General features: G+C 68.2%; 23 protein-coding genes. 17 read left to right on the top strand and 6 right to left on the bottom strand.

Annotated features, from left to right (window positions below; translation table 11 throughout):
- The first annotated feature begins 194 nt into the window (after positions 1–194).
- Positions 195–722, top strand: coding sequence for a hypothetical protein (locus ACPXB1_RS12905; RefSeq protein WP_355592024.1), 528 nt, complete (start codon positions 195–197; stop codon positions 720–722).
- Between the two features lie 358 nt (positions 723–1,080).
- On the opposite strand, the gene ACPXB1_RS12900 is transcribed toward ACPXB1_RS12905, so the two are convergent.
- The 4 genes from ACPXB1_RS12900 to ACPXB1_RS12885 all read right to left on the bottom strand — a co-directional run bounded on the left by ACPXB1_RS12900 (position 1,081) and on the right by ACPXB1_RS12885 (position 4,476).
- The gene (locus tag ACPXB1_RS12900) at positions 1,081–1,854 is read right to left on the bottom strand and encodes a hypothetical protein (protein ID WP_355592026.1); all 774 of its coding nucleotides are present in this window, start codon (positions 1,852–1,854) and stop codon (positions 1,081–1,083) included.
- A gap of 379 nt (positions 1,855–2,233) precedes the next feature.
- Positions 2,234–3,055 carry an alpha/beta fold hydrolase gene (locus tag ACPXB1_RS12895; RefSeq protein WP_425735307.1) on the bottom strand — a complete coding sequence of 274 codons (822 nt, stop codon included), beginning with the start codon at positions 3,053–3,055 and terminating at the stop codon, positions 2,234–2,236.
- Positions 3,056–3,074: 19 nt separating this feature from the next.
- Positions 3,075–3,644, bottom strand: coding sequence for a DJ-1/PfpI family protein (locus ACPXB1_RS12890; protein WP_355592030.1), 570 nt, complete (start codon positions 3,642–3,644; stop codon positions 3,075–3,077).
- Positions 3,645–3,732: 88 nt separating this feature from the next.
- The gene (locus ACPXB1_RS12885) at positions 3,733–4,476 is read right to left on the bottom strand and encodes a GntR family transcriptional regulator (RefSeq protein WP_355592032.1); all 744 of its coding nucleotides are present in this window, start codon (positions 4,474–4,476) and stop codon (positions 3,733–3,735) included.
- A gap of 306 nt (positions 4,477–4,782) precedes the next feature.
- Here ACPXB1_RS12885 and ACPXB1_RS12880 point away from each other — a divergent pair, with 306 nt between their 5' ends.
- From ACPXB1_RS12880 to ACPXB1_RS12850, 7 genes are all read left to right on the top strand, one after another.
- A complete protein-coding gene (locus ACPXB1_RS12880; protein WP_425735306.1) occupies positions 4,783–6,168 on the top strand; it encodes an extracellular solute-binding protein in 1,386 nt (461 codons plus the stop codon).
- Complete coding sequence (locus ACPXB1_RS12875) at positions 6,165–7,115, top strand: carbohydrate ABC transporter permease (protein ID WP_355627649.1); 951 nt, start codon at positions 6,165–6,167, stop codon at positions 7,113–7,115. The genes ACPXB1_RS12880 and ACPXB1_RS12875 overlap by 4 nt, the downstream gene beginning before the upstream one ends.
- Positions 7,115–8,026, top strand: coding sequence for a carbohydrate ABC transporter permease (locus ACPXB1_RS12870; RefSeq protein ID WP_425735305.1), 912 nt, complete (start codon positions 7,115–7,117; stop codon positions 8,024–8,026). Before ACPXB1_RS12875 ends, ACPXB1_RS12870 begins: the two co-directional genes overlap by 1 nt.
- A complete protein-coding gene (locus ACPXB1_RS12865) occupies positions 8,026–9,093 on the top strand; it encodes an ABC transporter ATP-binding protein (protein ID WP_355627643.1) in 1,068 nt (355 codons plus the stop codon). Before ACPXB1_RS12870 ends, ACPXB1_RS12865 begins: the two co-directional genes overlap by 1 nt.
- Positions 9,093–10,169: an ABC transporter ATP-binding protein gene (locus tag ACPXB1_RS12860; protein ID WP_355592042.1), complete on the top strand. Its 1,077-nt coding sequence runs from the start codon at positions 9,093–9,095 to the stop codon at positions 10,167–10,169. The genes ACPXB1_RS12865 and ACPXB1_RS12860 overlap by 1 nt, the downstream gene beginning before the upstream one ends.
- Before the next feature lie 133 nt (positions 10,170–10,302).
- Complete coding sequence (locus ACPXB1_RS12855; RefSeq protein WP_355627641.1) at positions 10,303–11,763, top strand: NAD-dependent succinate-semialdehyde dehydrogenase; 1,461 nt, start codon at positions 10,303–10,305, stop codon at positions 11,761–11,763.
- 138 nt (positions 11,764–11,901) lie between these two features.
- Positions 11,902–13,119, top strand: a complete 1,218-nt coding sequence (locus tag ACPXB1_RS12850) for an iron-containing alcohol dehydrogenase (RefSeq protein WP_355627638.1) — start codon at positions 11,902–11,904, stop codon at positions 13,117–13,119.
- Positions 13,120–13,206: 87 nt separating this feature from the next.
- Here the strand turns inward: ACPXB1_RS12850 and ACPXB1_RS12845 are convergent, their stop codons facing one another.
- Positions 13,207–15,516, bottom strand: coding sequence for an ATP-binding protein (locus ACPXB1_RS12845; protein WP_355627635.1), 2,310 nt, complete (start codon positions 15,514–15,516; stop codon positions 13,207–13,209).
- Positions 15,517–15,705: 189 nt separating this feature from the next.
- On the opposite strand from ACPXB1_RS12845, the gene ACPXB1_RS12840 reads away from it, so the two are divergent.
- The gene (locus tag ACPXB1_RS12840; protein ID WP_355627633.1) at positions 15,706–15,894 is read left to right on the top strand and encodes a hypothetical protein; all 189 of its coding nucleotides are present in this window, start codon (positions 15,706–15,708) and stop codon (positions 15,892–15,894) included.
- 289 nt (positions 15,895–16,183) lie between these two features.
- A complete protein-coding gene (locus ACPXB1_RS12835; protein ID WP_355627630.1) occupies positions 16,184–19,216 on the top strand; it encodes a BTAD domain-containing putative transcriptional regulator in 3,033 nt (1,010 codons plus the stop codon).
- Positions 19,217–19,271: 55 nt separating this feature from the next.
- On the opposite strand, the gene ACPXB1_RS12830 is transcribed toward ACPXB1_RS12835, so the two are convergent.
- On the bottom strand, positions 19,272–20,165 hold the full coding sequence (locus ACPXB1_RS12830) for a hypothetical protein (protein WP_355592049.1): 894 nt from the start codon (positions 20,163–20,165) through the stop codon (positions 19,272–19,274).
- Positions 20,166–20,466: 301 nt separating this feature from the next.
- Between ACPXB1_RS12830 and ACPXB1_RS12825 the strand changes: the two genes are divergently transcribed.
- The 7 genes from ACPXB1_RS12825 to ACPXB1_RS12795 all read left to right on the top strand — a co-directional run bounded on the left by ACPXB1_RS12825 (position 20,467) and on the right by ACPXB1_RS12795 (position 25,439).
- Complete coding sequence (locus ACPXB1_RS12825; protein ID WP_355627627.1) at positions 20,467–20,976, top strand: hypothetical protein; 510 nt, start codon at positions 20,467–20,469, stop codon at positions 20,974–20,976.
- A 419-nt stretch (positions 20,977–21,395) separates the two neighbouring features.
- The gene (locus tag ACPXB1_RS12820) at positions 21,396–21,995 is read left to right on the top strand and encodes an IS5 family transposase (protein WP_355592053.1); all 600 of its coding nucleotides are present in this window, start codon (positions 21,396–21,398) and stop codon (positions 21,993–21,995) included.
- 572 nt (positions 21,996–22,567) lie between these two features.
- On the top strand, positions 22,568–23,041 hold the full coding sequence (locus tag ACPXB1_RS12815) for a hypothetical protein (RefSeq protein WP_355592055.1): 474 nt from the start codon (positions 22,568–22,570) through the stop codon (positions 23,039–23,041).
- An 847-nt stretch (positions 23,042–23,888) separates the two neighbouring features.
- Complete coding sequence (locus ACPXB1_RS12810) at positions 23,889–24,242, top strand: putative quinol monooxygenase (RefSeq protein WP_355627626.1); 354 nt, start codon at positions 23,889–23,891, stop codon at positions 24,240–24,242.
- A 140-nt stretch (positions 24,243–24,382) separates the two neighbouring features.
- Positions 24,383–24,727, top strand: coding sequence for a winged helix-turn-helix transcriptional regulator (locus tag ACPXB1_RS12805; protein ID WP_425735304.1), 345 nt, complete (start codon positions 24,383–24,385; stop codon positions 24,725–24,727).
- 30 nt (positions 24,728–24,757) lie between these two features.
- Complete coding sequence (locus ACPXB1_RS12800; RefSeq protein ID WP_425735303.1) at positions 24,758–25,078, top strand: hypothetical protein; 321 nt, start codon at positions 24,758–24,760, stop codon at positions 25,076–25,078.
- A 139-nt stretch (positions 25,079–25,217) separates the two neighbouring features.
- Positions 25,218–25,439 (top strand): hypothetical protein, encoded by a 222-nt coding sequence (locus ACPXB1_RS12795; protein ID WP_425735302.1) that lies wholly within the window; start codon positions 25,218–25,220, stop codon positions 25,437–25,439.
- Positions 25,440–25,494 lie beyond the last annotated feature (55 nt).

The raw sequence follows: 25,494 nt of genomic DNA, 5'->3' as shown, positions 1-25,494 counted from the left end.
GTGATCCACTAGCCCAGTGTCGCGCACCAGGTCCCGGTCCGCCGTACCGTCGACGGCATCCCACTGGCGACGGCGACGCATGACGCCGGCGACCGGCACTCGCAACCCTGGCGTTGCCGGCCACGGCCACGAGCGGACTGCAGTGGGTGCGGATACCGGCTGGCGCATGGGACTCGCGCGGGTGAAGCTGAGGTGTGATCGTCATCCAGCGGGTTCGTGTGCGGTGGACGGCTGCGGCACGGGGTGCGCCGGCCGCGAACGCCCGTCGCGGCCTCGACCAGGCGGTGGTCCTGCCTCAATCACTGCCGGATACCGACGTGGTGGTCCATGAGGTCCTTGCCGACGAGGCGGTCAACTACCAACCCCAGGGCAAGGTGCTCGCCGGAGGCGTCAGGCAGGCCATCGACATCGGCCTCCGGCTGGGCCGTGACGAAGCGGCGGTCACCGTCGACCGGCTGTCCGGTTCGGCGGCCTATCCGCGCCCGTACGCGCCAGCTCGCCTGTTCACGCTGACCCGAGGGCAGGTTGGCCGCTACCGGGCCAACTTCCGGTTCACCGGCTGCGCGTGCAGCCCGAGCTGGTACTACGAGGACTGGCTGGTCCATGTCAGCTACGGCCGAGTGACCCCTGACCGCTTCGTGCGCGGCCAGCCGGACCACGATGCCGACCAGCGCGTGCATCTCTACGGCGGGACCAGCCGACGCGCAGTCACCCACCCATGAACTAGGCAACCTTGTGATCGGCAAACCTCGACGAGGTCGATCTCAGGCGCTCACGTCCGCGAACAACGCCTCCACAAGCCTGGAGCAAGGCCGGTCGAACCGCGTCGGCAATCAGGATGGCGGGATCGGTGCGGCGCTGTCCGGCCGTACCGGGGATGGGTTGTGTTGCCTGATTTCCGGGTGGGTGTGCACTCTCCGGTCTGGAAGCCGGTGTAGGCGTACCTCCCGCGACCGCTGTGGTCGCGGGAGGTACGCCTCGGTCGGGACCGTCCCGGCCGCCTACTGGTGGCTGGGTGGGCGCGCTGTCGGCGGGGGCCTGGGCCCGGTGAGAGCACGCGGTGGAACGCGACGAACGACGTCAGCAGCCGAGCCGCTTTGTGGACAGAGCGATGTCGTCGATCCAGATGTCGAACTCGCCCGGCGTGGTGCCGCCCTGGTAGAGCTGCCAGCCGATCTTCACGGTGTTCACCGTCGGCAGGATGAACGGCACGTCGTTGCCGCCGTGTTGCGTGGTGGAGGCGGTCAGCTCCGGGTTCGCCACCCCGTCGATCCACACCACGACGCGGTTGTCTTTCGGGTCGAGTTGCCACTCGAAGCACTGCCAGGTGTCCTCGACCACGGGTGCCGACTCCCGCCAGTTGGTCCAGTCGCCGGTCGGGCCACCGTCGGCGCCCACGCCCCAGAAGATGCCGGGGACTGTGGGCGCGTACTGGCCGCCGATCGGCCGGACGACCTCCGAGCTGCCGGTGCCTGTCGCCTCCACAAGCGTGAAGTGCGCCCAGTCGGGGGCGGTGGGGAACTCATCGACGCGTAGGCGCATCCGGCCGTAGAAGCGGTTGCCCGGCGCGGCGAAATCGTCGACGCGCAGGAAGGCCCGGCCGTTGTCGACAGTGTGCACGTGCAACACCTGGTTGCCGTGGCGTGCACGCTCGACGGTGAGCGTGCCGTTGCGGGTGTCGACGCCCCAGTCCAACGTACTGGCGCCACCTCGCGGCAAACGCTCGAAGTCTTCGCAGAAGAGCAGGGCACGGGTGCACGAGCGGTGGGAGGCACCCGACGCGCCGGCGGGGACGCTGCCGGCTGTGGTGCCGAGGATCAGGGCGGCGGAGAACACCGCGAGGAAACGGCGCATGGTCATCCTTCATGGCGTGGGGTCCCTACCGCGCGGGCAGGGACCGGATCAGTGCTGTCGGACATCGCGATCGCTGCTCACTCGTCACCGGTTCAGGTGCGTCGGGTCGACGCATCGGACGCCTCCGGCGTACCAGAGGTCGAACGACTCGGTGTCGTGGGAACACGAGACGTACGGCGGACACCTGCACGTCGTCGTGGAGATGGTTCGGCGGTGCGGCGCGCGTCCGCCGAAGCGGCGCTCTGCCAGCATTGCGATGCTCCCGCGCTGACCGTTCCCAGCGCGGTTGCCTCCGCGCTGCAGCGATGTTCGCCATTCCAGCACACCCGCAACCGTTCGGGCAACATCGACGTTCGTCGCTGGGAGTGGCCGGTAGACGTCAGTGACCTCGGTCCGGGCGGAGGAAGCACGACAGTAGTTGCCTGAACTCGTGCGGGTGCTCGATCGCGGGCACGTGCCCGCATCGGCCGAACACGTGCAGACGGACATCGGCCAGGTATTCGAGCAGGGGCTGTGCTGCCGTCCCGAGCGGGGTGACCCGGTCCTGGGCGCCGTGCACGAGCAGCACGGGCACGCGGATCGCTGCCAGTTGCTGCGCCGAGAGGGCGAGTTTGTCGGCCCATCGTGTCCTGGGCGGAGGGAACAACGACGCGAATGCGGTCGCCCCCGCCCGCATCGCGGCCGCTCGGGCATCGACTGCCGATTCGGTCACGAGCGCCTGGTCGAAAAGGAGCCGACTCAGCATGTCCCGTGCCCCGAGCGGGCCGGCGGGGGCGGCCCAGATCGCGTCGAGATCGGCGGACAGCGGTGCTCCGGGGGCGCCCATCGTCGAGACCGCCACGACACTGGTGACCTGCTGGGGGCGCGCGGCCGCCAACGCCAGCGCTACGGCGCCGCCCATCGAGTGACCCACCACTGCGTAGTTGTCGATACCGAGGGCATCCATCAGGCCCGCGGCCTGCTCCGTCCACAGTCGGAGCCCGCCCTTGGCGCCTGCCGGGACAGGTGTACGGCCGAACCCCGCCTGGTCAGGGGCCACCAGGTGCCAGGACTCGCCCAGCGCCTGCATGGTCGTTGCCCAGGCTCCGGACCCGGTCGTGCCGGGTCCGGAGCCGTGCAGCATCAGCACCGCGGGTCCGGTGCCGCTTTCCAGGACGTGGACGGGGGAACCGTCGACTGTGACCGTCCGAAGTGGTGTCACCGGGTTAGGCCGGGTGCGCTCATGCCGCCGCGGAGTTGAGGGACTTCGAGAAGACCTCCATCATCGCCCTGCCGAACTGCGGCATGTCGGGCCATCCCCGGCAGGAGACGAGGTTGCCGTCCACGACGTCGGGAGCGTCGATGACCGTCGCGCCCGCGTTCTCCATGTCGCCGGTGATGGGCGGGAAGCACGCCGTCTTGCGACCCTTCAACAGCCCGTACACCGCAGGGACCTGCGCGCCGTGGCACACCAGCGCGATGGGGAGGTTGCGGGCGAAGAAGTGCTCGGTGATGCGCCTGACGTCGGCGTCGACCCGGATCCACTCGGGGGCACGGCCCCCGGGAATGATGAGGGCGTCGTAGCGCTCGACGTCGACCTCGGCCCAGGGCACGTCGACAGGCAGCTTCCGGCCGTTCTTCTCCACGTAGGCGTCGGAGTTGGGGTCGAACTCGTGGATGACCAGTTGCACGTCACGCATCGTCCGGGACGAGACGTCGACGTCCCAGCCGCCCTCCTGCACGCGGTAGTAGGGATACATGGTGTCGAGTTCCTCGGCGGCGTCGCCGGTCAGGAGCAGCGCTCTGGGCACCTGCTTCTCCTCGCATTTGGTGGTGGGTGAGGTAGATCCAATCCGATCCGATCCGGTTGAGCAAGCATTCCCCGGCCCATCTCCACCGTCAAGCCTCTACCGCCATCGCGTCCGCATCCTTGACCTCCTCGAACAACCGACGGAAACGCTCGCCGGAGCGCAGGATGTGCCGTCGCATCGCGTACGCGGCGGCATCGGGATCGCGCGCGGCGATCGCCGCCACGATGTCCTCGTGCTCGGCCATTGCCAGGTGAGTGACCTGGGCGTCGCGGTGCAGCCGGAAGAGGTGCACGTGGCTGTGCAGGCGGGCGAGCGCTTCACGGATGACCTGGTTCTCCGCGCTCAGGGCGACAAGATCGTGAAAAGCGGCGTCGCGTAGCCCGAAGGCGCCATAGGCGGTGGGCCCGCTGCCTCCCTCCAACTCCGCCATCTCCTCCAGCATTCGTCGCAGACCGGCCACCTGCTCCGACGATGCGCGCTCGGCGGATCGGCGTGCCGCCGCCGGCTCGAGCAGCAGTCGGACCTCGAGCATGTCCTCGAATCGGTGGCGGGTGATCTGGGGCGGAATGCGGTAGCCGGCGTGCGGCACGCGAACGACAAGACCCTCGGCCTCCATGCGGTTCAGAGCGTCTCGGATCGGCGTCTGCGAGACCCCCAGCTCTCGCGCCAGGACGTCGATCGTGACGCGGGAGCCAGGCTCGATCCGTAGCGACATCAGCTGTTCGAGCAGCGTGTCGTACACCTCGTCAGCAAGCCGGCCGCGAGCTCTTCCCGACGGCATTCCGTCCGTCGCGGCCCTACGGCCCCGCGTGATCATCGCTTCGTCGTCCATCGTGACCTGAGGTCCTCTCGTGCGCCTTCGGGAACCTATTGACATCAGTTACAACGCTGCGACATGCTGACGCCCCCAACCGGATCGTATAGGAAAAGTGGCGGATGATCATCCTCCACATCGCGGCGTACTCGTGACGCCGGGCCGCAGGTCGGCCCTCGCGACCGCCCGGCAACGCGCGCCATGGCAACCCAGCAACTGCTCGACGAAGCACATAGCGAGGCCCTAGAAGTCCCCACCCAGAAAGCAGGCCAGACGATGCGATACCCGAAGCGAATAGGGCGATCGGCTACTCCCAGACGAAAGGTGCAGTTGGCGGCAGCGGCCATGCTGCTGCTGGCCACGACAGTGGCAGCGTGCGGCGGTGACGAGGACGACGGCGGGAAGGCGAGCGCCCCCAAGGCACCGGCGACCATCCCGGAACTCACGAAGGACCCGCTGACCCTCAGCTTCATCTGGTTCGACTGGCCGCCCGCCCACGCCTTGGAAGACTTCGCGAACGCGGAGTACAAGAAGGAACGGCCGAACGCGACCATCAAGGTCAACACCGTGCCGAACGCGAACTGGCACGACGCGATGTTCACCCAGTTCGCCGCGCGCAAGACCGACTTCGACATCGCGATCCTGGACTCGCAACACATCGGTGAGGCCGTGACGAACGGCAACATCCTCGACCTCACCGACTTCGTCAAGGGCAACATCGACGTCAACGCCTACAACCCGTACCTCCTGGCCGCATACGGCCAGTTCCCCCAGGCGGAGACCGGTAAGCGTGACGAGAACGCCAGCCTGTACGGGCTGCCGCTGCTCGGTGACACCTGGACGATGATCTACCGCAAGGACCTGATCGGCGACAAGCCACCGCAGACCTGGGACCAGATGATCTCAGTGGCCGAGAAGTGCCAGGCGGACAACCCCGGTGTCAGCGGGCTGGCTTTCCACCAGGCCAACGGCTCCGACGCCGCGGCCGTCACCTACAACACGGTAAACGGCGTCTACGGCGGCAACCTCTGGGACCCCAAGACGCGCAAGATCGAGGGCGTCCTCAACGACGCTGCGGGCCAGGAGGCGATGGACGTCCTGGTCAACAAGATGAAGCCGCTGACCGCCAAGGGCTCCGGCAACTGGTTCATCGACGAGGTGAACGCGGCGGTCGCCCAGGGCAAGGCCTGCATCGCGTTCAACTGGATCGCCGCGAGCGGCGGCCTGCTCGATCCGAAGCAGTCGACGCTCGGCACTTCTCGTGAGCAGATTCTCGACAAGCTGGGTTTCGCCACCCTCCCGAGCCAGAAGACGAACCTGGTCCCTCTCGGCGGCATGGGAATGCACGTGTCGGCCTACTCGGCGAAGGCGAACCAGGCGGAGGCCCTGAACTTCATGAAGTGGTTCCAGCGGGCCGATATCCAGAAAAAGTGGGCCGCGGCCGGTGGCGTGCCATCGCGTACGGACGCCCTTCAGTCGCCTGAGTTCCTCAACGCCGGGCCGTTCAACCAGGTGTACGCCGACTCGGTTCCGCGGATGCGGGACATGTGGAACGTGCCTGAGTACGCGCGCCTCGTCGACATCGAGAACACCAACGTGAACGCGGCGCTCAACGGCGCGAAGAAGCCGAAGGATGCGCTCGACGACATCGCCAAGGAACAGCAGGGCGTGCTCGACTCCAGCGGCCGCAAGGGCGGCGGCGGGCTGTGAGCGATCCCGTCCCTCTGACGACCGACCAGCCCGGGCAGGTGGCGTCCGCGACGCCACCTGCACCGGGCCGGTCCCGCCGGCTGAGCGACCGCGGGCTTGCCGTGGCCTTCATCTCCCCCGCATTGCTGCTGTTGCTCGCCATGTCGGTGTTCCCGTTGCTGTGGGCGTTGTACCTGTCCTTCACCGACTACTCGGCTACCCGCGGGGGGCCCGCCAACTTCGTCGGATTCGGGAACTACACGGCCATCCTGACGTCGGCGCAGGTCCACCAGCGGGCCCTCACGACGTTGATCTACGTGATCGGCGCGGTCGGTCTGCAGACCGTGCTCGGTTTCGGCATCGCCTACCTGATCTCACGGCGTACGCGCGGGCGGGGAGCGCTGACCACCCTGTTCCTGGTGCCGATGATGCTGTCACCGGTCGTGGTCGGGCTGTTCTGGAAGTTCATGCTCGACGCGCAGTTCGGCGTGGTCAACAGCATGCTGGGCTCGCTCGGCCTGGGGCAGGTGGAGTGGCTCACCCGGCAGCGGACCGCACTGGTGTCCCTGATCGTGGTCGACACCTGGCAGTGGACGCCGTTCATCATGCTGATCGCCCTCGCGGGCCTCACCGCGGTACCGAAGTACCTGTACGAGGCCGCCTCGATCGACCGGGCGTCCGAGTGGTTCAAGTTCCGCACCATCACTCTTCCGCTGGTGTGGCCGTTGCTGCTCATCGCCGTGATGTTCCGGGCCATCGAAGCGTTCCGGCTGTTCGACCTCGTCTACATCCTCACCAGCGGCGGTCCGGGTGTCTCCACCGAGACGCTGTCGTTCCACGTCTACAAGGTCGCGTTCCTGGGCTTCAACACCGGAACCGCCTCGGCGTACGGAATTCTCATGGTCCTCGTCGTCATCGTCCTCACGCAGCTCTACCTGCGCTATCTGAACAAGCTCAAGGAGGACTGATGGCAGTCTCCGTCGACGAGGCCGTGTCCACGGGTCCTGCCCCGGATCGCACGCCGCCCGCACGCCGCAGTGGCGGCCGGGGCCGCTCCGCGCTGGAGATCGTGCTGCTGATCGTCCTGGCCGTCGTGATGCTCTTCCCGGTGCTCTGGATGATCGAGACATCCATCAAGGAGAACCGGGACGTCTACGCCATTCCGGCCAAGTTCTTCGGCTTCACGGTCACCATGGACCACTTCAAGGACGTGTTCGTCGCCCCCGGTGGCGGTCGCTCGGCCCTGTCCGTCGCGTTCCTCAACTCCGTCGTGGTCGCCGGGATCTCCACGGTGCTTGCCACGGTGCTTGGGGTCCCGGCGGCCTGGGCCTACTCACGCTTCGGTGTGAAGGCCAAGAAGGACCAACTGTTCTTCATCCTGTCCACCCGCTTCATGCCGCCCGTGGTGGTCGTGGTCCCGATCTTCCTCATGTACCGGCAGGTCGGACTCATCGACAGCAAGCTCGGCCTGATCCTCATCTACACCGCGTTCAACGTCCCGTTCACGATCTGGATGATGAAGGGATTCGTCGACGAGGTGCCAGCGGAGTACGAGGATGCCGCCATGCTCGACGGCTACACCCGCTTGCAGGCGTTCTGGAAATACACCCTTCCCCTGCTCCTACCCGGCATCGCCGCGACAGCGGTCTTCGCACTCATCTTCTCGTGGAACGAGTTCGTGTTCGCCATCTTCCTCACCTCCAGCGACGACGTCCGGACGGCCCCACCCGCCATCGCCGGTCTCATCGGTGGCACCACAGTGGACTGGGGTCTCGTGGCCGCCGCCTCCGTGGTGTTCGCCCTACCGGTGCTCGTCTTCGCGTACCTGGTGCGCAAGCACCTCGTCGCCGGTGTGACGCTCGGGGCGGTGCGACGCTGATGGCAGGCATCGAGGTCACCGCGCTGCACAAGCGCTACCCGGACGGAACGGTCGCGGTTGATCGCGTGGACCTGTCCATCGACGACGGCGAGCTGTTCGTGATGCTCGGCCCTTCGGGTTGCGGCAAGACGACGACGTTGCGGGCCATAGCCGGTCTGGAGAGGCAGACGACGGGCGACATCCGCATCGGCGACACGCTGGTGAACGACCTGCCGCCCGCAGAGCGCGACATCGCCATGGTGTTCCAGTTCTACGCGCTCTATCCGCATCTGAGGACCCGCGACAACCTGGCGTTCCCACTGCGGGCCGAGGGACTGCCCAAGTCGGAGGTGCACAAGCGGGTCGACGAGGCCGCCCGGCTGATGCGCCTCGGACCGCTGCTGAACCGGCGACCGCGCCAGCTGTCCGGCGGGGAGCAGCAGCGCGTCGCGCTCGCTCGTGCCCTGGTACGACGGCCGCGCGCCTTCCTCATGGACGAACCTCTCACCAATCTGGACGCGGAGCTGCGGGCGGACATGCGCACGGAGATCAAGCACCTGCAGGGGGAACTGGGAGCGACGATGGTCTACGTCACCCACGACCAGGTCGAGGCGATGTCGCTCGGTCACCGGATCGCCATCCTCAACAAGGGTCGCGTCGAGCAGATCGGCACGCCGCTGGAGGTCTACGACCGTCCGGCGAGTCTTTTCTGCGCCGCGTTCATCGGCTCACCGCCGATGAATTTGATCGATGTGGAGGTGGCCGACGGGAAGCTGCGCGGTCAGGGCGGACTGGTCCTCACGCCACCGCCGGGCGTACCGCGTGACCGTCGCCTGGTGGCGGGCGTCCGGCCGGAGGCGCTGGAGGTCACCGCGCCAGGGGCTGATCGCGCGGTCCCGGCCCGTGTGGTCTCGGCGGAGTGGCTGGGCGACGAGATCATCTACGTGGTCGACCACAGCGGGCAGCGCGACGTACGGGTTCGGATGCCTCCGACTGTCCGCTTCGCCACTGACGCACAGGTCGGGCTGCGGCACACCGGCGGGACCCCGGCGGTCTACGACGTGAGCACGGAAGAGCTGGTGGCCTGATGGGAACCGTGGCAGTGCAAGGGCTGCGTAAGTCCTTCGGAAGAGTCCAGGCCCTGGACGGGGTGACGTTCGATGTGCCGGACGGCTCGTTCTTCGTCGTGCTCGGGCCCTCCGGGGCAGGCAAGACGACGACCCTGCGAGCGATCGCCGGCCTGGAGAAGCTCGACGCGGGGTCGGTGCATCTGGACGGCAGGGACGCGACAGGTGACGCCCCTGCCGCACGCGACCTGGCAATGGTCTTCCAGAGCTACGCCCTCTACCCGCGACACACGGTGTACGAGAACATCGCCTCGCCGCTGCGGGCACGCCGCTGCTCCTCGAGCGAGATCGCCGCTGCCGTCGAGCAGATGTCGAGCCTGCTGCACATCGAACGTCTGCTGCAGCGTCGTCCCGCGCAGTTGTCGGGCGGCGAGATGCAACGTGTCGCCCTGGCCCGGGCGCTGGTCCGTCGCCCGCGCGCGTTCCTCATGGACGAGCCGCTGACGAACCTCGACCTCAAGCTCCGCGTCGAGATGCGCACCGAGCTGACCCGCATTCACCGGAGCCTCGGAGCAACCTTCATCTACGTGACGAACGACCAGGTCGAGGCCCTGTCGATGGCCGACCAGGTCGCCGTTCTCAAGGAGGGGAAGGTGCAGCAGGTCGGAACGCCGACCGAGGTGTACGAGCGTCCCGCCAACAAGTGGGTCGCAGGGTTCGTCGGGAGTCCGCCGATCAGCCTGCTCCCCTGCCACGCCGAGGGGGATCGTCTGGTCGGCGCGGGAGGCTGGACGCTGCCACGGCCCCGCTGGACCACTGCCGAGGACGGTCGTGCGCTGCTGCTGGGCCTGCGCGCGGAGGATCTGTCCGTCGAGCAGCGTGGGGACGCGTCGTTGTCGGGGGAGCTCTACGGGCTCGAACCGCTCGGTGACCGAACGGTGGTCGACGTCCGAGTGGGGACGGCGATCCTCAAGGTCAAGGCACGACCCACCGTCGCCGGTACGCCGGGCGAGCGGCTGTCGGTGACTGTCGACCTGGACCGCGCGCACCTGTTCGATGCGGACACCGGGCTGTCGCTGTCGGAGGCCGGGCGGTAGCCGCGCCGGCAGCGACGGCGCCATTGCGCCCGCACATGGCAATCCGGCCTCGCGAACCGTCACCGGTCAGAAGGCGATCGGTGGCGCGGTGCGTCGCCTGCACATCACCACGAAGAGCAAAGGAGGCGGCGCAATGAGTGACCCGATGAACGTCCTGGCCCCCGAGCACCGGCGGCTCCGGATCGGCGACGCCTGGCGGAACGCCGCAAGCGGAGCCACATTCGCCGTCGAGGACCCGGCCACCGGCAAGACCATCGCCGAGGTGGCGGACGCCGGCGTCGCCGACGGGCTCGCCGCTCTGGACGCGGCGACCAGGGCGATGGCGCAGTGGGCTGCGACCCCGCCCCGGAAACGGTCGGAGTTGTTGACAGCGACGTACCGGGCACTGACCGCGCGATCCGAGGAGATCGCCCGGCTGATAACGCTCGAGATGGGCAAGCCGCTGGCCGAGGCTCGGGCAGAGGTGGCCTACGGCGCCGAGTTCTTCCGGTGGTTCGGCGAGGAGGCGGTACGCGTCGAGGGGCGCTACAGCACCGCTCCCGCAGGTGGATACCGCATCCTCACCGTGCCGAAGCCGGTCGGACCGTGCGTATTCGTGACGCCCTGGAACTTCCCGTTGGCAATGGGTGCCCGCAAGGTCGCCCCTGCGTTGGCCGCGGGCTGCACGACGATCACCAAGCCGGCTGCCCAGACGCCCCTCACCATGCTGTTGCTGGCCCGCATCATGGAGGAGGTCGGCGTACCTCCGGGCGTCGTCAACGTGATCACCACCAAGCGTTCCGGCGAGGTCGTCTCCGCACTGCTTGCCGACAGGCGCACCCGCAAGCTGTCGTTCACCGGCTCGACAGAGGTCGGGCGCGTGCTGCTCCGGCAGGCCGCTGACAACGTGCTGCGTACCTCGATGGAACTGGGCGGCAACGCGGCCCTGATCGTGTGCGCGGACGCCGACCTGGACGTCGCGGTCGACGGCGCCATGGTGGCCAAGATGCGCAACATCGGCGAGTCGTGCATCGCGGCCAACCGGATCTACGTCGAGGAGCCGGTGCGCGAGGAGTTCACGGCGCGCTTCGCCGAGCGGATGGGCGCACTGTCGGTGGGCCACGGTCTCGACGACGGCGTGGACGTCGGAGCGTTGATCGACGACCCCTCGGTCACCAAGATCGACGAACTCGTGGCCGACGCTGTCGACCGTGGCGCCCAGGTCCTGGTGGGCGGCGAACGGCCGGACGGGCCGGGCAACTTCTACCCGCCCACCGTCCTCGTCGACGTGCCCGACGACGCGCGGATGTTGCAGGAGGAGATCTTCGGCCCGGTGGCGCCGATCATCTCGTTCACCTCCGACGACGAGGTGCTGGCGAAGGCCAACGACACCGAGTACGGCCTGGTCGGATACGTCTTCACCCGTGACCTCCAGCGGGCGCTCCGGTTCGCCGAAGGGCTGGAGACGGGGATGATCGGCGTCAACCGCGGTCTGATCTCGGACCCGTCAGCTCCGTTCGGAGGCGTGAAGCAGTCCGGCATCGGCAAGGAGGGGTCACACGAGGGCATCCTCGAGTACCTCGACCTCACCTACGCGGCGATCGACCTGCCATGACCCGCCCGCTGCTCCGGCCGTCCGGCGCGCGCACCTGCGCCACCCGGGCGGCCGGCCTTGCCGACGCCGTCGGGGTCCCGCAGGTGACCCGGACGTCCGCCCCGCACATCGCCGCCGACGTTTCGGAGAGGCACCGACATGCTTGAGACCGTCCGCGGACCACGCCAGCTCATAGTGGGCGAAGGGGTCGCGCAGAACATCCCACGGGTGGTGGCCGAGAGCGGCTCGCGAGTCCTCATCGTCACCGACAAGGTTCTTCTGGGACAGCCGGGCGTGGCCGAGATCGTGGCCGCCGTGCGGGAGAAGGTCCAGGTCGTCGAGGTGTTCTCCGACGCCACCCCGGACGTGCCACTCACCGATGTCGCACTGGCCGTCTCCGCCGCCGCAGTGGTGGACGCCGACGTGATCCTCGCCATCGGGGGCGGCACGGTAATCGACCTGGCCAAAATCGTCGGCGTCATCCGCCGCCACGGTGGGACGCCACGCGACTTCTACGGCGAGTCGAAGGTGCCGGGGCCGACGATCCCTCTCGTCGCGGTCCCGACGACATCAGGCACCGGCTCCGAGCTCACACCCGTCTCGGTGTTGACCGACCCGGACCGCGAGCTGAAGGTGGGGGTTTCCAGCGTCCACATCGTGCCCGACTTCGCCATCGTCGACCCCGAACTCACCTACACCTGCCCTGCGACCGTCACCGCCCACTCCGGCATCGACGCGTTCTGTCACGCGGTGGAGAGCTACACCGCGCGACCCCGGCCCCACGGGCCACGCGACCCGGTGGAGCAGGTCTTCCTCGGCCGCAACCCGATCACCGACCACTACGCGCTCCTGGCGGCGGAACGGATCGCCCGGAGCCTGCGTCGTGCCTTCCGGGACGGAGGCGACACGGACGCGCGCGCCGACATGTCCTACGGGTCCATGCTCGCCGGGCTCGCGTTTTCCCACGCGGGTAACGCAGCCCCGCACGCTCTCCAGTACCCCATCGGCGCCGCCACGCACACGCCGCACGGCCTGGGCGTCGGACTCTTGCTGCCCTACGCGCTGGACGCTGCCAAGGACGCCATCAGCGACCGGCTGGCCATTCTCGCCAAGGTGTGCGGGCTCGACGTGACCGACGCGTCGGATCGCGAGGCCGCAGATGCGTTCCTCACCTGGCTCGACGGGCTCCTTGCCGACATCGGCATCCCTGGAACCCTTGCCGACGTCGGCGTGGCGCGCGCCGACCTCCCGCGCTTCGCGGAGATGGCCAGTGGCGTCACTCGCTTGATCCAGAACCATCCGGGGCCGACCGACACCGCCAGCCTGACAGCGATCCTCGAAGCGGCCTGGACCGGGGATCGGACGCGAAACGCCTGACTCCGATTATCGCGCGTTCGGACTCGGCCCCAGCGCGCGAGCCGCTGCCGGGCATCCGGCGGCATTCTCAAGCAGGCCGGCCAGATTTCAGCGGGCAAGCTTGGCACGTACCTGCTCTGCCTTCGGGTGGTCAATCGCGACGAAGATGGTGAGGGCTTTCTGCCACGCTACTAGCGCAGCCCTCGCGTTCCCTGCGGCAGCCTCCGTGTCACCGAGATGGTGCAGGGTTTCCGCCTCGTAGTACCGATCGCCCAGTGCCTCGTAGATGGCGATGGCCTGCTGGTAGTGGTGTGCCGCCTCGGCGTACCGCTGCAGATGTTGAAGGCTGTACCCGATGCTGTCCAAGGTGTGGGCCCGGTAGGTACGGTCGTCGAGTTCGTCGAACAGAGCCAGGGCCTGTGAGCAGTGCTCAAGCGAGCTGTCGTAGTCGCCCTGTAGCGCCCGGTACCAGCCCAGCGCATTCAGTGCCTGCGCCTCGCCTGTTCGGTCAGCTATCTCCCGGTAGAGACCCAGGGCAGAACTGGCATGCTGTTCGGCCGCGCGGAAGTCCCTCATTTGTTCACTGGCGTACCCCATGGCGCGTTCGGTGCGGGCGACGCCCTGGATGTCACCGGCCTTCCGGAAGAAGCCAACCGCCAGCCGGTGGTGCGTCATCGCCTGGTCGTACTCCCCGAGCTGCGCCAGCGCGTTAGCGAGATTACGCAGTGCGACACCCTGTGCGCGCCCATCGCCCATCTGCTCGGCAGCCTCCACAGCGAACCGGTACAGGTCGGCGTACTCACGCCAGTACCCGCGCCGGTGAAGAAACGTCGTCAGGCTCCACGGCAGAAGGAACGCCGGTCGGTGCCGGCCGCGCGCGGCAGCGAGTCGGGTCACCGCGGAGAGGTTGCCGTACTCCTGCTCGAACCACAGGGCCGCGCTCTCGGCCGAGGAGAGCCTGACCGACTGGATTCCGTCCTCTGGAGCAGGCGTCGGGAAGGTCTCCCGAAGCGGGTCCAACAGACGGTCACCACGGAGAGCGGCCTGGAGGTAATAGTCGACCAACCGATCGTGCGCATCGGAACGGTCGGCGGCGGAGTCGTGCTCCTCGGCCAGCTCGTCCGCATAGGCACGCAGCAGATCGTGAAGCCGGTAGCGACCCGGGCAATACTCCTCGATTAGGTGCTGAGCTGCCAAGGTCCTCAGCAACCTGTCGGCGAACCCCGCTTCGGCACCGGTCAGACTGGCGGCGGCACCGACGGTGAAGTCGGGGCCGGAAAGCAGACCCAGGTATCGGAACAGCCGCGCGGCATCCGGGTCGAGGGCCCGGTAGGACCAGGAGAAGACGGTGGGCAGGTCCGACTCTGCGTCGTCGACCTCGAAGTCCCGTAGTGAAGGTCCACCGCCCGTAGCCTCCGCGACGAGTCGGTCCAGTGGGAGGTCCGGTGCGAGCATGATCCTCGCCGCTGCGACGACAAGCGCCAGCGGCAGCCCGCCGCACAGGGTGAGCAGCGTGGCGGTCGCCTCCGGGAACGCGTCCAGCCGCTCGCGGCCTATGCGGTCATCGAGCAGCTGTCTCGCCTGCTCGCGAGGAAGAACGTCCAGTTTGAGCGGGAGAGCCTTGTCACGGGCGACGATCCCGGTGAGCTGGTTGCGGCTGGTGACGATCGTGAAGCACGACGGGCTGCCGGGCAGCAGTGGGCGGACCTGCTCGGCGGTGGCGGCATTGTCCAACAACAGCAGCAGGCGTCTGCCGGCTACCACACTGCGATACAGGCTGAGTTGAGCGTCGAACTTGGCCGGTATTCTCTCGGCCGGCACGCCGAGCCCGTCCAGCAGCTCGCGCACAGCATGGGTAGGCGCGACCGGAGGTTCTCCATTGAACCCGCGCAGGTTGAGGTACAGGTGGCCATGGGCGAACTGTCGTGCGTTCGTGTGCGCCCAGCGCAGCGCGAGCGCAGTCTTACCGATGCCCGCAGTGCCATGCACGGCAGATATGACCGCTACTCCGTTGCGCGCCCTCCGGTACAGGGCGGTGAGCTGGTCCAGTTCGGCCTGTCGACCGACAAAAGGGCTGGTGTCCATCGGTAGCTGCCTGGGCAGCACACCGCCCTGCGTGCCAGGTGACGGTGCTCCCGCTGTGGCGTGTTGACGTGCCGTGGCCCAGGCGTGTTCCCACGCGCGATAGCGACGCGTACCGGTGCCGACGCCGCAGACGTTGATATACGCGCGAAGCCAGTCCAAGCGCGGCAGCTCACCGCCCTCCACCTTGCTGATCTTCGTACGGGTCAGCCGCACATCGCCAAAGCGCGTCCGCGCGTCCATCTCCCTCGTGGTGAGGCCAGCTCTCTCCCTGAGCGCCTGAAGCGCCGCGCCGAGGTCGGCCGGTGTCAACACGCTCGTCGGGTCCCGGTCCACTCCGTACACCTCGCAGTCGTCCCACAGGTGTCTGCAGCTTCTCTGTGGTGTCTCGATGGCAGCCGCCCTAGCAGGCGATCCACATCGATTGTGTCCCGGCTTGTCCCGCAGAGCCTCACCGAGCGGCTCGGGCGTGAAGGTGCGATCAGAACTGCGGAGCGACGACAGGGAAAGCGGCGAGGTGGACCAGTGGACCTTGAGCGGTATCTGACGTACGGCCCATGGGTGGCGATCGTGGCCGTGGGGCTGCCCGTGTTTGCCAAGGTGGTCGTCGCGCTGATCGTGACGAAGGGTGCCCCACCTCGTGAGAAGGCGGCGATCCTTCGTGCGGTGGGGGACATGTTCCGGCCGTGGCGTCGCGGCGGCGATCGCCGGTGAACGCGACGACGGTGCCGTCGCCCGCCGGTCCGCGCGCAACCTCGATCGGGTACGCGACCAACAGGGGTCTTGCCTCCCCCGACGCCGACGGTGAACCTTAATCCACGGGCGGGCGCACGCCAGTCGTCCGCGCCGCACGGCCGGGAGGAACGCGGTGCATCCGTTGCGGGCAGGCCATCAGCGGGGGGTCTACTGCGTCGTGGCCGCCGCCGGTTATGGCAAGTCCACCGCGCTGCACCGTTGGTTTCCCCGAGCGGGCGCCCGCTGGTGCAGGGGGGACGACGCACCAGTGCGCCAGCTCGTCGCCGACGCCGTCGCGGCCGGCGACCGCCTGGTCGTGGTCGACGACCTGCCGCCGACCTCGGCGGAGCAGCTGCACCTTCTGTTGAAGGAGGTCGGGCGGTGGGAGGACGACGTCACAGTCGTCCTCGCCTCGCGGTGGCCACTGTCGGCACCGGCTACCCGCCTGCTCGGCAGCGGCCTCTGGACCGAGTTGGGCCCGGCCGACCTTGCGCTCTCCCCGGCACGGATCGCCGACCTGATCGCCGAGGAGTACGGCCTCTCCACACCGGACCTTGCCGACCGGTTGTACGAGGCGACCGGGGGCTGGCCTGCGCTCGTCCATCTGTCCGCCGAGACTCTGCGGCTGGGTGGGGTGCCGCCCGGGCCGCTCGCCCCGATCCTCAGCGAGCCCGGTGGGCCGATCGCGCGGTACGTCGCCGACGAGGTGCTGGCCGGGCTACCAGCGGATGCGAACCGGCTACTGCGTCAGGTCGGTGCGCTGACGCCGGTGAGTGTGGGGCTGTGCCGCGCGCTCGGCCATCGCGGCGCCCAGCGCATCATCGACGGGCTGCGCCGCACCGGCCTGCTGACCCGGCCGGCCTGGGCCGCGGCCGGGCCAGGTGCACCGGCGCCCGAGGAGCTTTTCGTGCCGATCGTCGTCGAGACCGCCCGGCACGGGCGCCGGGCGCCGACCGCCGATCAGATTCGCGACACGGCCGCCGCAGCAGCAGTCTGGTACGACGAGCACGGGCCGCCGGTCGCCGCGGCCCGGGAGTACCTGCGGGCCGGAGACCTTGCCGCGGGCGCCCGGGTGCTCGAAGCGTACGGCGATCGGATGATCGCGGCGGGTCGCTCCGTCGCGGTGACCGAGCTGGTCGGCATGCTGCCGGAGCGGCATCGCAGCCGGCGGCTGCGCCTGCTGCTCGGCGACGCCCTGCGCACCAGCAGCGACCTGGGCGCGGCCACCCACGAGTACGACACCGTCGCCGAGGAGGCCTGGGACGCCGGCCTGGCCTGGCGGCTGGGTCGGATCCACTACCAGCGGGGTGACGCCCGGTCGGCCCTGGCGATCCTCGACCGGCCGCTCCCCCGGCCCGCTCCGCTGGCCGATCAGGCGCTGCTGCTCGCCTGGACCGCACACGCGCACCTGCTGGCCGGCGACACCGAGACCGCGACCGCATGCGCACGGCGGGCACTCGCCGCCGCGACAAGCGCCGGGCAGGACGATGTGCTGGCCGCGACCCACCTCAGCGTCGCCCTGTGCCTCAGTGTGGCCGGTGACATCGCGGGCAGCCAGGAGCACTTCGCCCTGGCGTTGCCGATTGCGGAACGCATCGGTGACGTCCTGCTGCTCACCCGGATCCACACCAACCGCACCCACCAGTTCCTGCGTACCGGACGGTTCGCCGAGGCGTTGACGATGGCCGAGCGGTCGGCCCGCTACGCCGCGCTGGCCGGCGCCCCGAGCCTGCGCGCGATCGCGACGAGCAACGAGGCGGAAGCGCTGGCGATGCTCGGCCGTTACGACGAGGCGGTGCAGCGGTACGAGGCGGCGCTGGGGTTCTACCAGCAGAAGGGTTCCCGTCGGTTCATCCATGCGCTGCTCGGACTGGGTGAGCTGTACCGCCGGCGAGGCTGGCGTGAGCAGGCGCGCGCCGCCTACGAGGAGACGATCCGGGTCACCGAGGAGACGGGCAACGTGCACGTCCTGGTGTCCGCGCTCGCCGGGCTGGCGCTGGTGCGACTGGACGACGACGTACCGGCCGCCGCGGGGCACGCCGACCGGGCCGCTCGGGACGTCGGGGACGAGATCGTCGTACCGGCACTGCTGGCCCAGGGTTGGGTCGCGCTCCGGATGGCCGCGCCCGACCGGGCCACAGTGCTCGCTGACGAGGCCGCCCGCATCGCACGTGTTCAGGGCGACCTTGCCGGGATGGCCGACGCGCTGGAGCTGCGGGCCGCCGCCGAGCAGGACCTCGAACGGGCCCGCGAGGCGCTGCGCGAGGGGTACGCCATCTGGACCCGGGCCGGTGCGGCGGTCGAGGCGGCTCGGCTGCTCGTCCTCCTCGGGCGGTTGCCCGGGGCCGACATCGACGATCGGCTGGCCGGCCTGCTCGCAGGCGAGCAGGTCGCCCTTGCCGGCGCTCTGGTGGACCGAACGGCGAGCAGCTTCGGCGGGTGGGCGGCGGGCGCCGGACCGGTCTACCAGCGGGTCGTGATCAGGGCCCTCGGCCGCTTCGAGGTGCATCTCGACGGTCACCCGGTACCGGCCTCGCAGTGGCAGTCCCGCAAGGCGCGTGACCTCGTGCGTATCCTCGTCGCTCGGCGTGGCCGGCCGGTGCCACGAGGCGAACTGTGCGAACTGCTCTGGCCGGACGACGACCCGGATCGCACCGGTCACCGGCTGTCGGTCCTGCTCTCGATCGTGCGCGGGGTGTTCGACCCGACGAAGACGTTCGCGCCCGACCACTTCCTCATCGCCGATCAGGCGTGCATCGCGTTGGATGTCAGCCGGTTGCGGGTGGACGTCGAGGAGTTCCTCGCGCACGTCGCGCACGCGCGACGCCTGCTGGAACGAGGGGCGATGGCGGAGGGGCGGACTGTGCTGCTGTCCGCCGACCGGCAGTACCGCGCCGACGCGTTCGAAGATGAGCCGTACGCCGACTGGTCCGGCCCACTGCGCGAGGAGGCGCGGGCGGCGTACCTCGGCCTCCTGCGCATGCTGGCCCAGGTCAGCCGGGCCACTGCGGGCCCGGCGGCGGCGGTGACGTACCTGCTGCGGCTCCTCGAACGGGATCCGTACGACCAGCCGGCGCACCGGGCGTTGGTGCGCGCGCTGGTCGCCGCCGGCCAGCACGGCGAGGCCCGCCGGGCACTCGCCCGATACCGCGAGGCGATGCGGGCAATCGGGGTGCACCCGCCGGACGAGCTCATCCTCGCGCCGGCCGGGCAGGGCCGACAACCGCGGGCCGCCGTTCGTCAGGGTCCGCCGGCCGCTGGCAACGGCCGGCGGGACCCGGCGCCCGATCGCGGGCGTTGACCGGCCGCGGGATGCCGGCGCCCGACCGGGGTCGCCGGCCGGCTCACGGCGACCGTCAGTGGAAGACGGCCGATTCCAGGGCAGCTACGGCGAGCGAGCCTTCGCCGTCGCCTTCGGCATCGTCCCGGGCGGCGGGCGACCCCGGCAGTTGGCTCGCCCGGACGGCCTCGGCGCCCGCCTGACGGAGGTCCGGGCTGGGGACGAGCGCGCTGAGGAAGAAGGGTCCCGCGCCGGTCACGCGGGCGCCGACGCCGTACACGTGGACGTCCGGGCCGGCTTCCTCGGTGACGACAGTCTTCGGCCACGTGCCGTCGTACCCGGTGGCGGCCTCGACGCGTTCGCCGGGCGGCCCGGTCGGTTGTGTGGGCTCCTTGCAGATTCCGACGGCGGTGAGACTTTCCGGCTCGGCGCCGCCCGCATGCACACGCACCGTCCGCAGTCCGGGGCCGAAGCCAACCTCGTCGACGTACGTCTGGTCCACCGGTCCTTCGAAGCGGAAGCCGGTGCCGAACAACCGTGTGCTGCCCGGGCAGTTCACCTCCACCGTTGACGCCGATTCCACAGTGGCTGTCGCCCGCACCGGTGGGCTCGTCGACACGTCGCACGTGGCATACGCCACCACCGACCACGCGCCCGCGTACCCCGTGCGGGCTGTCGCGGTGACTGTCACAGTGTTGAGTTCCGCGTCAGGCTCCATCGCGGTCAGTACGACTCCGCCGTTGCCGTTCACGATCCGGGCGCCCGCCGCGAAGACGGATAGCGCCCCCGGGCAGGTCGCGGTGACGACCTTGGTCCCGCTCCCGTCGTTCTCGCTGGCCTCCACGACCCGTACCGGTGCGAGCCCTCCCGCGTGGGCCTGCCGGTCCGGTGCGGCCGTCCCGGCCGCCGTACCCAGCACGACAACGACCGCGCCTGCCACAGTCCGCCGTGCGATGTCCCTTGTGCGCATATCGCTCCTTCGCTCGCCGACCCGGCCGGGTCAGACTCTGGTCGATCTCGCTGGCCCGGCGGGCCGGCGATGGTCGATTCCGCCGATTCCGCCGGGCCACTCGGGCCTGGCGAGGGTGGGTTTCGTCCCGGCCCAGTGGGGACCGGGCATCATCCATGGTCCGGTCGGACCTCAGGGTGGCGTCATGGTGCGCCCGCCCCGAGCCGCCACCCGGAGCGGAGCGTGACGTGACCCTGACGCACCTGCCGAGACTCGATGACGAACGCCGCGCAACGGCCGCGGCGCGATCGAGGAGGAAGACATGCGATTCAGCAAAACGGCGACCCGGCTCCTGGTGTTGCCCGTGGTGTGCGCACTCGGGCTGATCGGGGCGAGCCCGGCGCAGGCTGCGTTGAAGCGGACCGACCGGTTCTCCATCACCCAGCCACACTTCGACTTCGGCGACGGCGACCTGGGCAGCATCTCCGGGGATCCCAAGGCTGACGGCCGGCTGGAGTGGGATCTGGTCAACGGCACCTGGGAGCCTCGGCTGCTCGGACGCATCTACATCAACAACGCCTCGGGCGAGTGTGTCCGGGTTCAGATGGTCATCACCTACCAGAACGGCGTGGTGGTGCCCTACACCGACACCGCGTCGGACTTCTGCGCCCCGAACGGGAGGAGCTGGCACAACGACGTCGATTTCACCCCGGTCAGCTCGCCGTACATCGCGCACGTCGTCGTCAAGCTGCAAAGCGCGCCGGCGGGCGGATGGTCCTTCTCGGACGAGGGAGCGTCGGTGCCGTACCTCGCACCGTGGTGGCTGCCCTAGGCGTACCCCGACCCCGGGCGGGTCGGTGATCAGCGACCAAAGCGAGGGAGTGCCCCTGCAGCCGCGAACGCGTCAGCAGGGGCACTCCCCTGTCGTTAACGTCGATAGGTCCCGCTGACGGGCGAGATCTACCTCGAGCAGGCACTCATGATGGCGGGCGGGCTGCTCGTCGTCGTACACCTTGGCCAACCCGCGGCCTGCTCGCGTGGATCACACCGCCGTCGAGGTGGCCCAAGCCCTGCACAACCTCGCCTAGCGGTCACTCACGCACAAGGTGCAACACCTGGGATTGGCCCTGCGCATGGACGGCAGCCGTTAAAGCAAAGCGTGAAGCGTGAAGCGTGTTTGAGAATGTCGGCTGTCCGTTGTGGACGGCGTGGCGGCATGACTTCCACCGGCGCAGCGGGCAGGGTGGCGCGGTGCCTGCACGTCGTGGCTACCCGTCCGATCTGACCGATGCCCAGTGGGCGCTGATCGAGCCGATGCTGCCCGAGCCCAACACGTACGGCCGGCGGGAGAAGCACCCGCGGCGGGAAATCGTCAACGCCATCCTGTACGTGGTGCGATCCGGATGTCCGTGGCGGTATATGCCCGCTGACCTGCCACCGTGGCAGACGGTGTACTGGTACTTCACCCGGTGGGAAGACTCCGGCGTGACAGAGAAGATTCTTACCACTCTGCGGGTCAAGGCACGGATGCAGCAGGACCGCGAGCCGCAGCCGTCAGCGGGGGTCGTCGACGCGCAGAGCATGAAGGACGCTGACACCGGCGGCCGAGACAGTCGGGGCTACGACGCCGGGACGAAGGTCAACGACCGCAAACGGTTCATCGTCACCGACACCTTGGGCCTGCTGGCCACCGCGACCGTCCTCGCCGCGAGCTGGCAGGACCGCGACGGCGCGAATACCGCCCTACTGAGCGCCTACATGGCCACCTCGATCCGGCACGTCTTCGCCGCGAAGGCCTCACCGGCGCCGTTTGGTCGACTGAACCCGCGCCGTCCTGTGCACCACCCTTGAGATCGTCCGCAAGCCCGGGGACCAGTGCGGCTTCGCCGTGCATCCCCGCTGCTGAGTCGTCGAGGGCACTCTGGCCTGGTTCACCGCCTGCCGCCGACTCGCCCGCGACTACGAACGTCACCTCGACGCCTCCGAAGCCATCATCGATGGGCCGCTATCGCGGCATTACCGGAGGCCGACCCGCCCGACGCCAAGCCCTCCGCACTTTCATTCAGGCCTGATCGTACTTCTCAAACACGCTCTAGAAGCTACTCGCGGCCCGCCTACTGGAGACCCGACGGGCAGCGTTTGCCGCCTTTCGTAAGTACTGGGAGCTGCGGGAAATATCGGCCGACCGACTGCTCGAATCCACTTGAAGCGACCACGTGGCGACCTTCCGGAGTCCTAAGTCCTTGCTAAGTCAGGGCCGCGTGCGTACGCTGTCCACAGCCGACGGGGGTCGATTCATTACCTATTGCACAAGGAGTGAAACGAAGGCCTGCTATCGCCTCGATAGCTCACGCATCGAGGCGATGTCATACCTATTTGGACCTCCAGCGGCGAATCAACATTTCTCCACGAGGAGGGTAACCTTGGCAAAGTTCTCGTCAGGCAAAAAGTCCCTGGCAGCCGTTGCAGCGGCCTTTATTGCAGCTTCCATCGTTGGGGTTCCCGCCCCGGCGCAGGCGGGCACATGTTCCACGCCTGGCTGCGGCGGAGAGGCCACCAACGCAAGCACTCGCGGCATCATGATTAGCAACAATTGGTGCTCTGCCGCAGGTACCATCACATACACCGGCGAGTTCCTGCCGACGAGCTGCGTCCCGGCGGCGAATCGACAGAACGGATATATCCACCCCGCTTCCTTCACCCTCCAGCCGGGGCGCCGCTCAAACGAGTACCCCAAGTATTACGACACCGACGCGATTCGCCTCCCCGCCAACTGTGTCACCAACGTGACCATCGATGGCAATGGTGTCCAATACGACAGGCGAGGAATATCCACTCACCAGTGGCGGAAATTCAGCAACAGCCAGACGTGGGTTGTCACCGGGATTTACTGCTAGATCCCGTGTTGCCCCGCTAGCTCGTTGACGGGAAGAGCCCTTGAGTCTGGACTATTGGGAGTCAACACCAAGCCCACAGTTTCAGACTTAAGGGCATTTCCACATACTTTGCCAAGTCTCCGGTTTGAGGCAGAGCTCGTCAGCTGATTTCAGAGGTTCGGGGCCCGCGTCCCCGGCGACGGCGAGCCGGCGTTGGTGATCCAGGTCCGCCGGAGCGCCTGGGTCTGTGGCCACCGGGTCGCGACTGCATTGGCGAGTCGTTTGAGGTCTTCTTTCACGTTCACGCGTTTGAGCAGGGGCACGCCCCGTAGTCGACGTCAATCGGTCCCGCTCACGGGCAGGAGCGCAGTCTTCCCACGGCGTTGGACTGTCGCAACGTCCTGCCGTTCAACGGCTAAGTGCAGGCCGACGCTCCCGCCAGCCTGAGCGCAGGCACGTACGTCGCGGTTATCCGACTGGGCCACACGAGAGGACTGGAGTGTCGGGCGGATGGATGCGCACCCCGATCAGGCGGGCGTCGAGCCGCGCCAGCCGCTCCCGTACCGACGGCAGAAGCCGAGACACGGTCAACATCCGGCGTACGGCGGCCGATCCTGGGCGTTCGTGCGGTGCTCCGCGTTAGAGGGCTCACCCGGAGGCGCCCCAGCTACTTACCCCAAGTAAGCAACTTGGGGGCGTGTTGCGAGGATCGAACGGCCGCTCGAAACTCGGTACAGGGCCGAGGAGTTGGCCGTCCGATGCAGCCGCTCTCTGGCGTCTGGGGCAGGTCGCCCATTGCCGAACGATCTCGGATTCGGTAATCGCCTCGGTCCCGGCTGAAGACACAAGACACGAAAGGACCACCGGAATGGCCAGCAACGAGCAAGTCCTTCCCGACGACCTGGTGCCGGCCGAGGTACTGGCCTCAACCAGCCCGATCGCGATTTCCTCGCTGGCTCGGCTCAAGCCGGGCAAGAGCGACGACGACATGCAGAAGGCGTTCAAGGAGATGATGTCCGCAGCACGCGAGGAAGAGGGTTGCGAGCAGTACACGATCCACGCCAACCTCTACCAGCCGGGCATCTATGCGTTCTACGAGCGGTGGTCAAGCGGTGCGGACCTGCTCCGCCACATGCGGAATCCATCCCTGCAGACCTACCACGGCCAGTTCTTCGAGAACCTGGACGTGGAGATCGAGTGGCTCCGGCCGCTGGAGGCCTGACACCGGACGGTAGTTCGACCCGCCAGGCACCGCGCTGTCGCACCCGGAGACGCAACCCGGGCAGCGACGGTGCGGTGCCAACGCTGGGCCGTTCCCGCAGCAGGTTTGTCGACCCGGCCCAAGTTACTTACTCTGAGAGAGTGACCAAGTCTTTCAACGGTCGGATCGACGAGGATAGGTGCCACCTGGTCCTGCGCGCGATCGATGTCGTCGGGGTCCGCTGGACCGGACCGATCTTGATCGCGGCAGTCCGCGGAGCTCGCCGATTCAAGGAGTACCGCGCGCTGGTAAGTGGCATCTCCGACCCTCAACTCACCGTCCGACTCAAAGACCTGCAGGCCCGCGGCCTCATCGAGCGCACGGTAATCCCCAGCACGCCGGTGCAGATCACCTACACCCTGACCACCGCGGGCGAAGAGTTGATCGCCGCACTGCAGCCCCTGTCGCATTGGGGCGAGCAGTATCTGGCGCATGACGACGCATGACCTGAGTACAACGGATCAAGGAGCCTTGAAGTGCCGGTCGGTACCTCACGTGGTGTCTTCACGATTGCACTGACTGGTTTCTCCGGGGTGTCGGCGTTAGCGGCTGTTGGGGTACTAGAACAGTTGAACGATGCGCGGGGGCAGGACCTGCCGTACTCGCTCGACGAACTCATGCTGGTGTGGTTATTGATTGTCGGCGTGCTAGCCATGTGGGCGACGGTCGCCTATGCGCACGGGCAGTACATAGCCCAGCGGGTCCTTCTGATCATCGGCTTCATGGGACTCATTCCCGCTGTCCTGCCTGGAGTTGTCGCTCTAGCCGCGCGCACACGTGTTATGCGAGAGCGGTGACTGTCGGCCAAGCTGCGGAACTCCTCGTCGGGCAGTCGTAGACCGTCCAGCCTTCCCGGACGGGGACAAGGTGGAGCTCCTTGCTGGACGAACGACCTTTGTCCCCGTCCGCAAAGGCTGGTAGCCATCGTGGTGCATCGTGGACCCCGGCGACTGGGGCCTAAAGTTCAATGACTTCCTGCTGACCCAGTTCATGGAGCTGGTCGTGCACACCGACGACATGGCGGTCAGCCTCGGCTTGTCGACGCTACCGATGCCGAAGACAGCGACTAAAGCGACAATCCAGCTGCTGAGCAGCCTCGCGGCCTGGCGACACGGATCCTTGAACGTGATTCGGCCGCTACAGAGGTTGAAAGGCTGAAGTTCGCACCGTCACGGTGGTTCGGGGTCGAGGGTCATGCCGGTGTTGGCGAAGA

This window comes from Micromonospora sp. DT68, assembly GCF_049847245.1.
In the GTDB taxonomy this organism is placed as follows: domain Bacteria; phylum Actinomycetota; class Actinomycetes; order Mycobacteriales; family Micromonosporaceae; genus Micromonospora; species Micromonospora profundi.
This window is presented reverse-complemented; position numbering and strand designations above follow the sequence as displayed.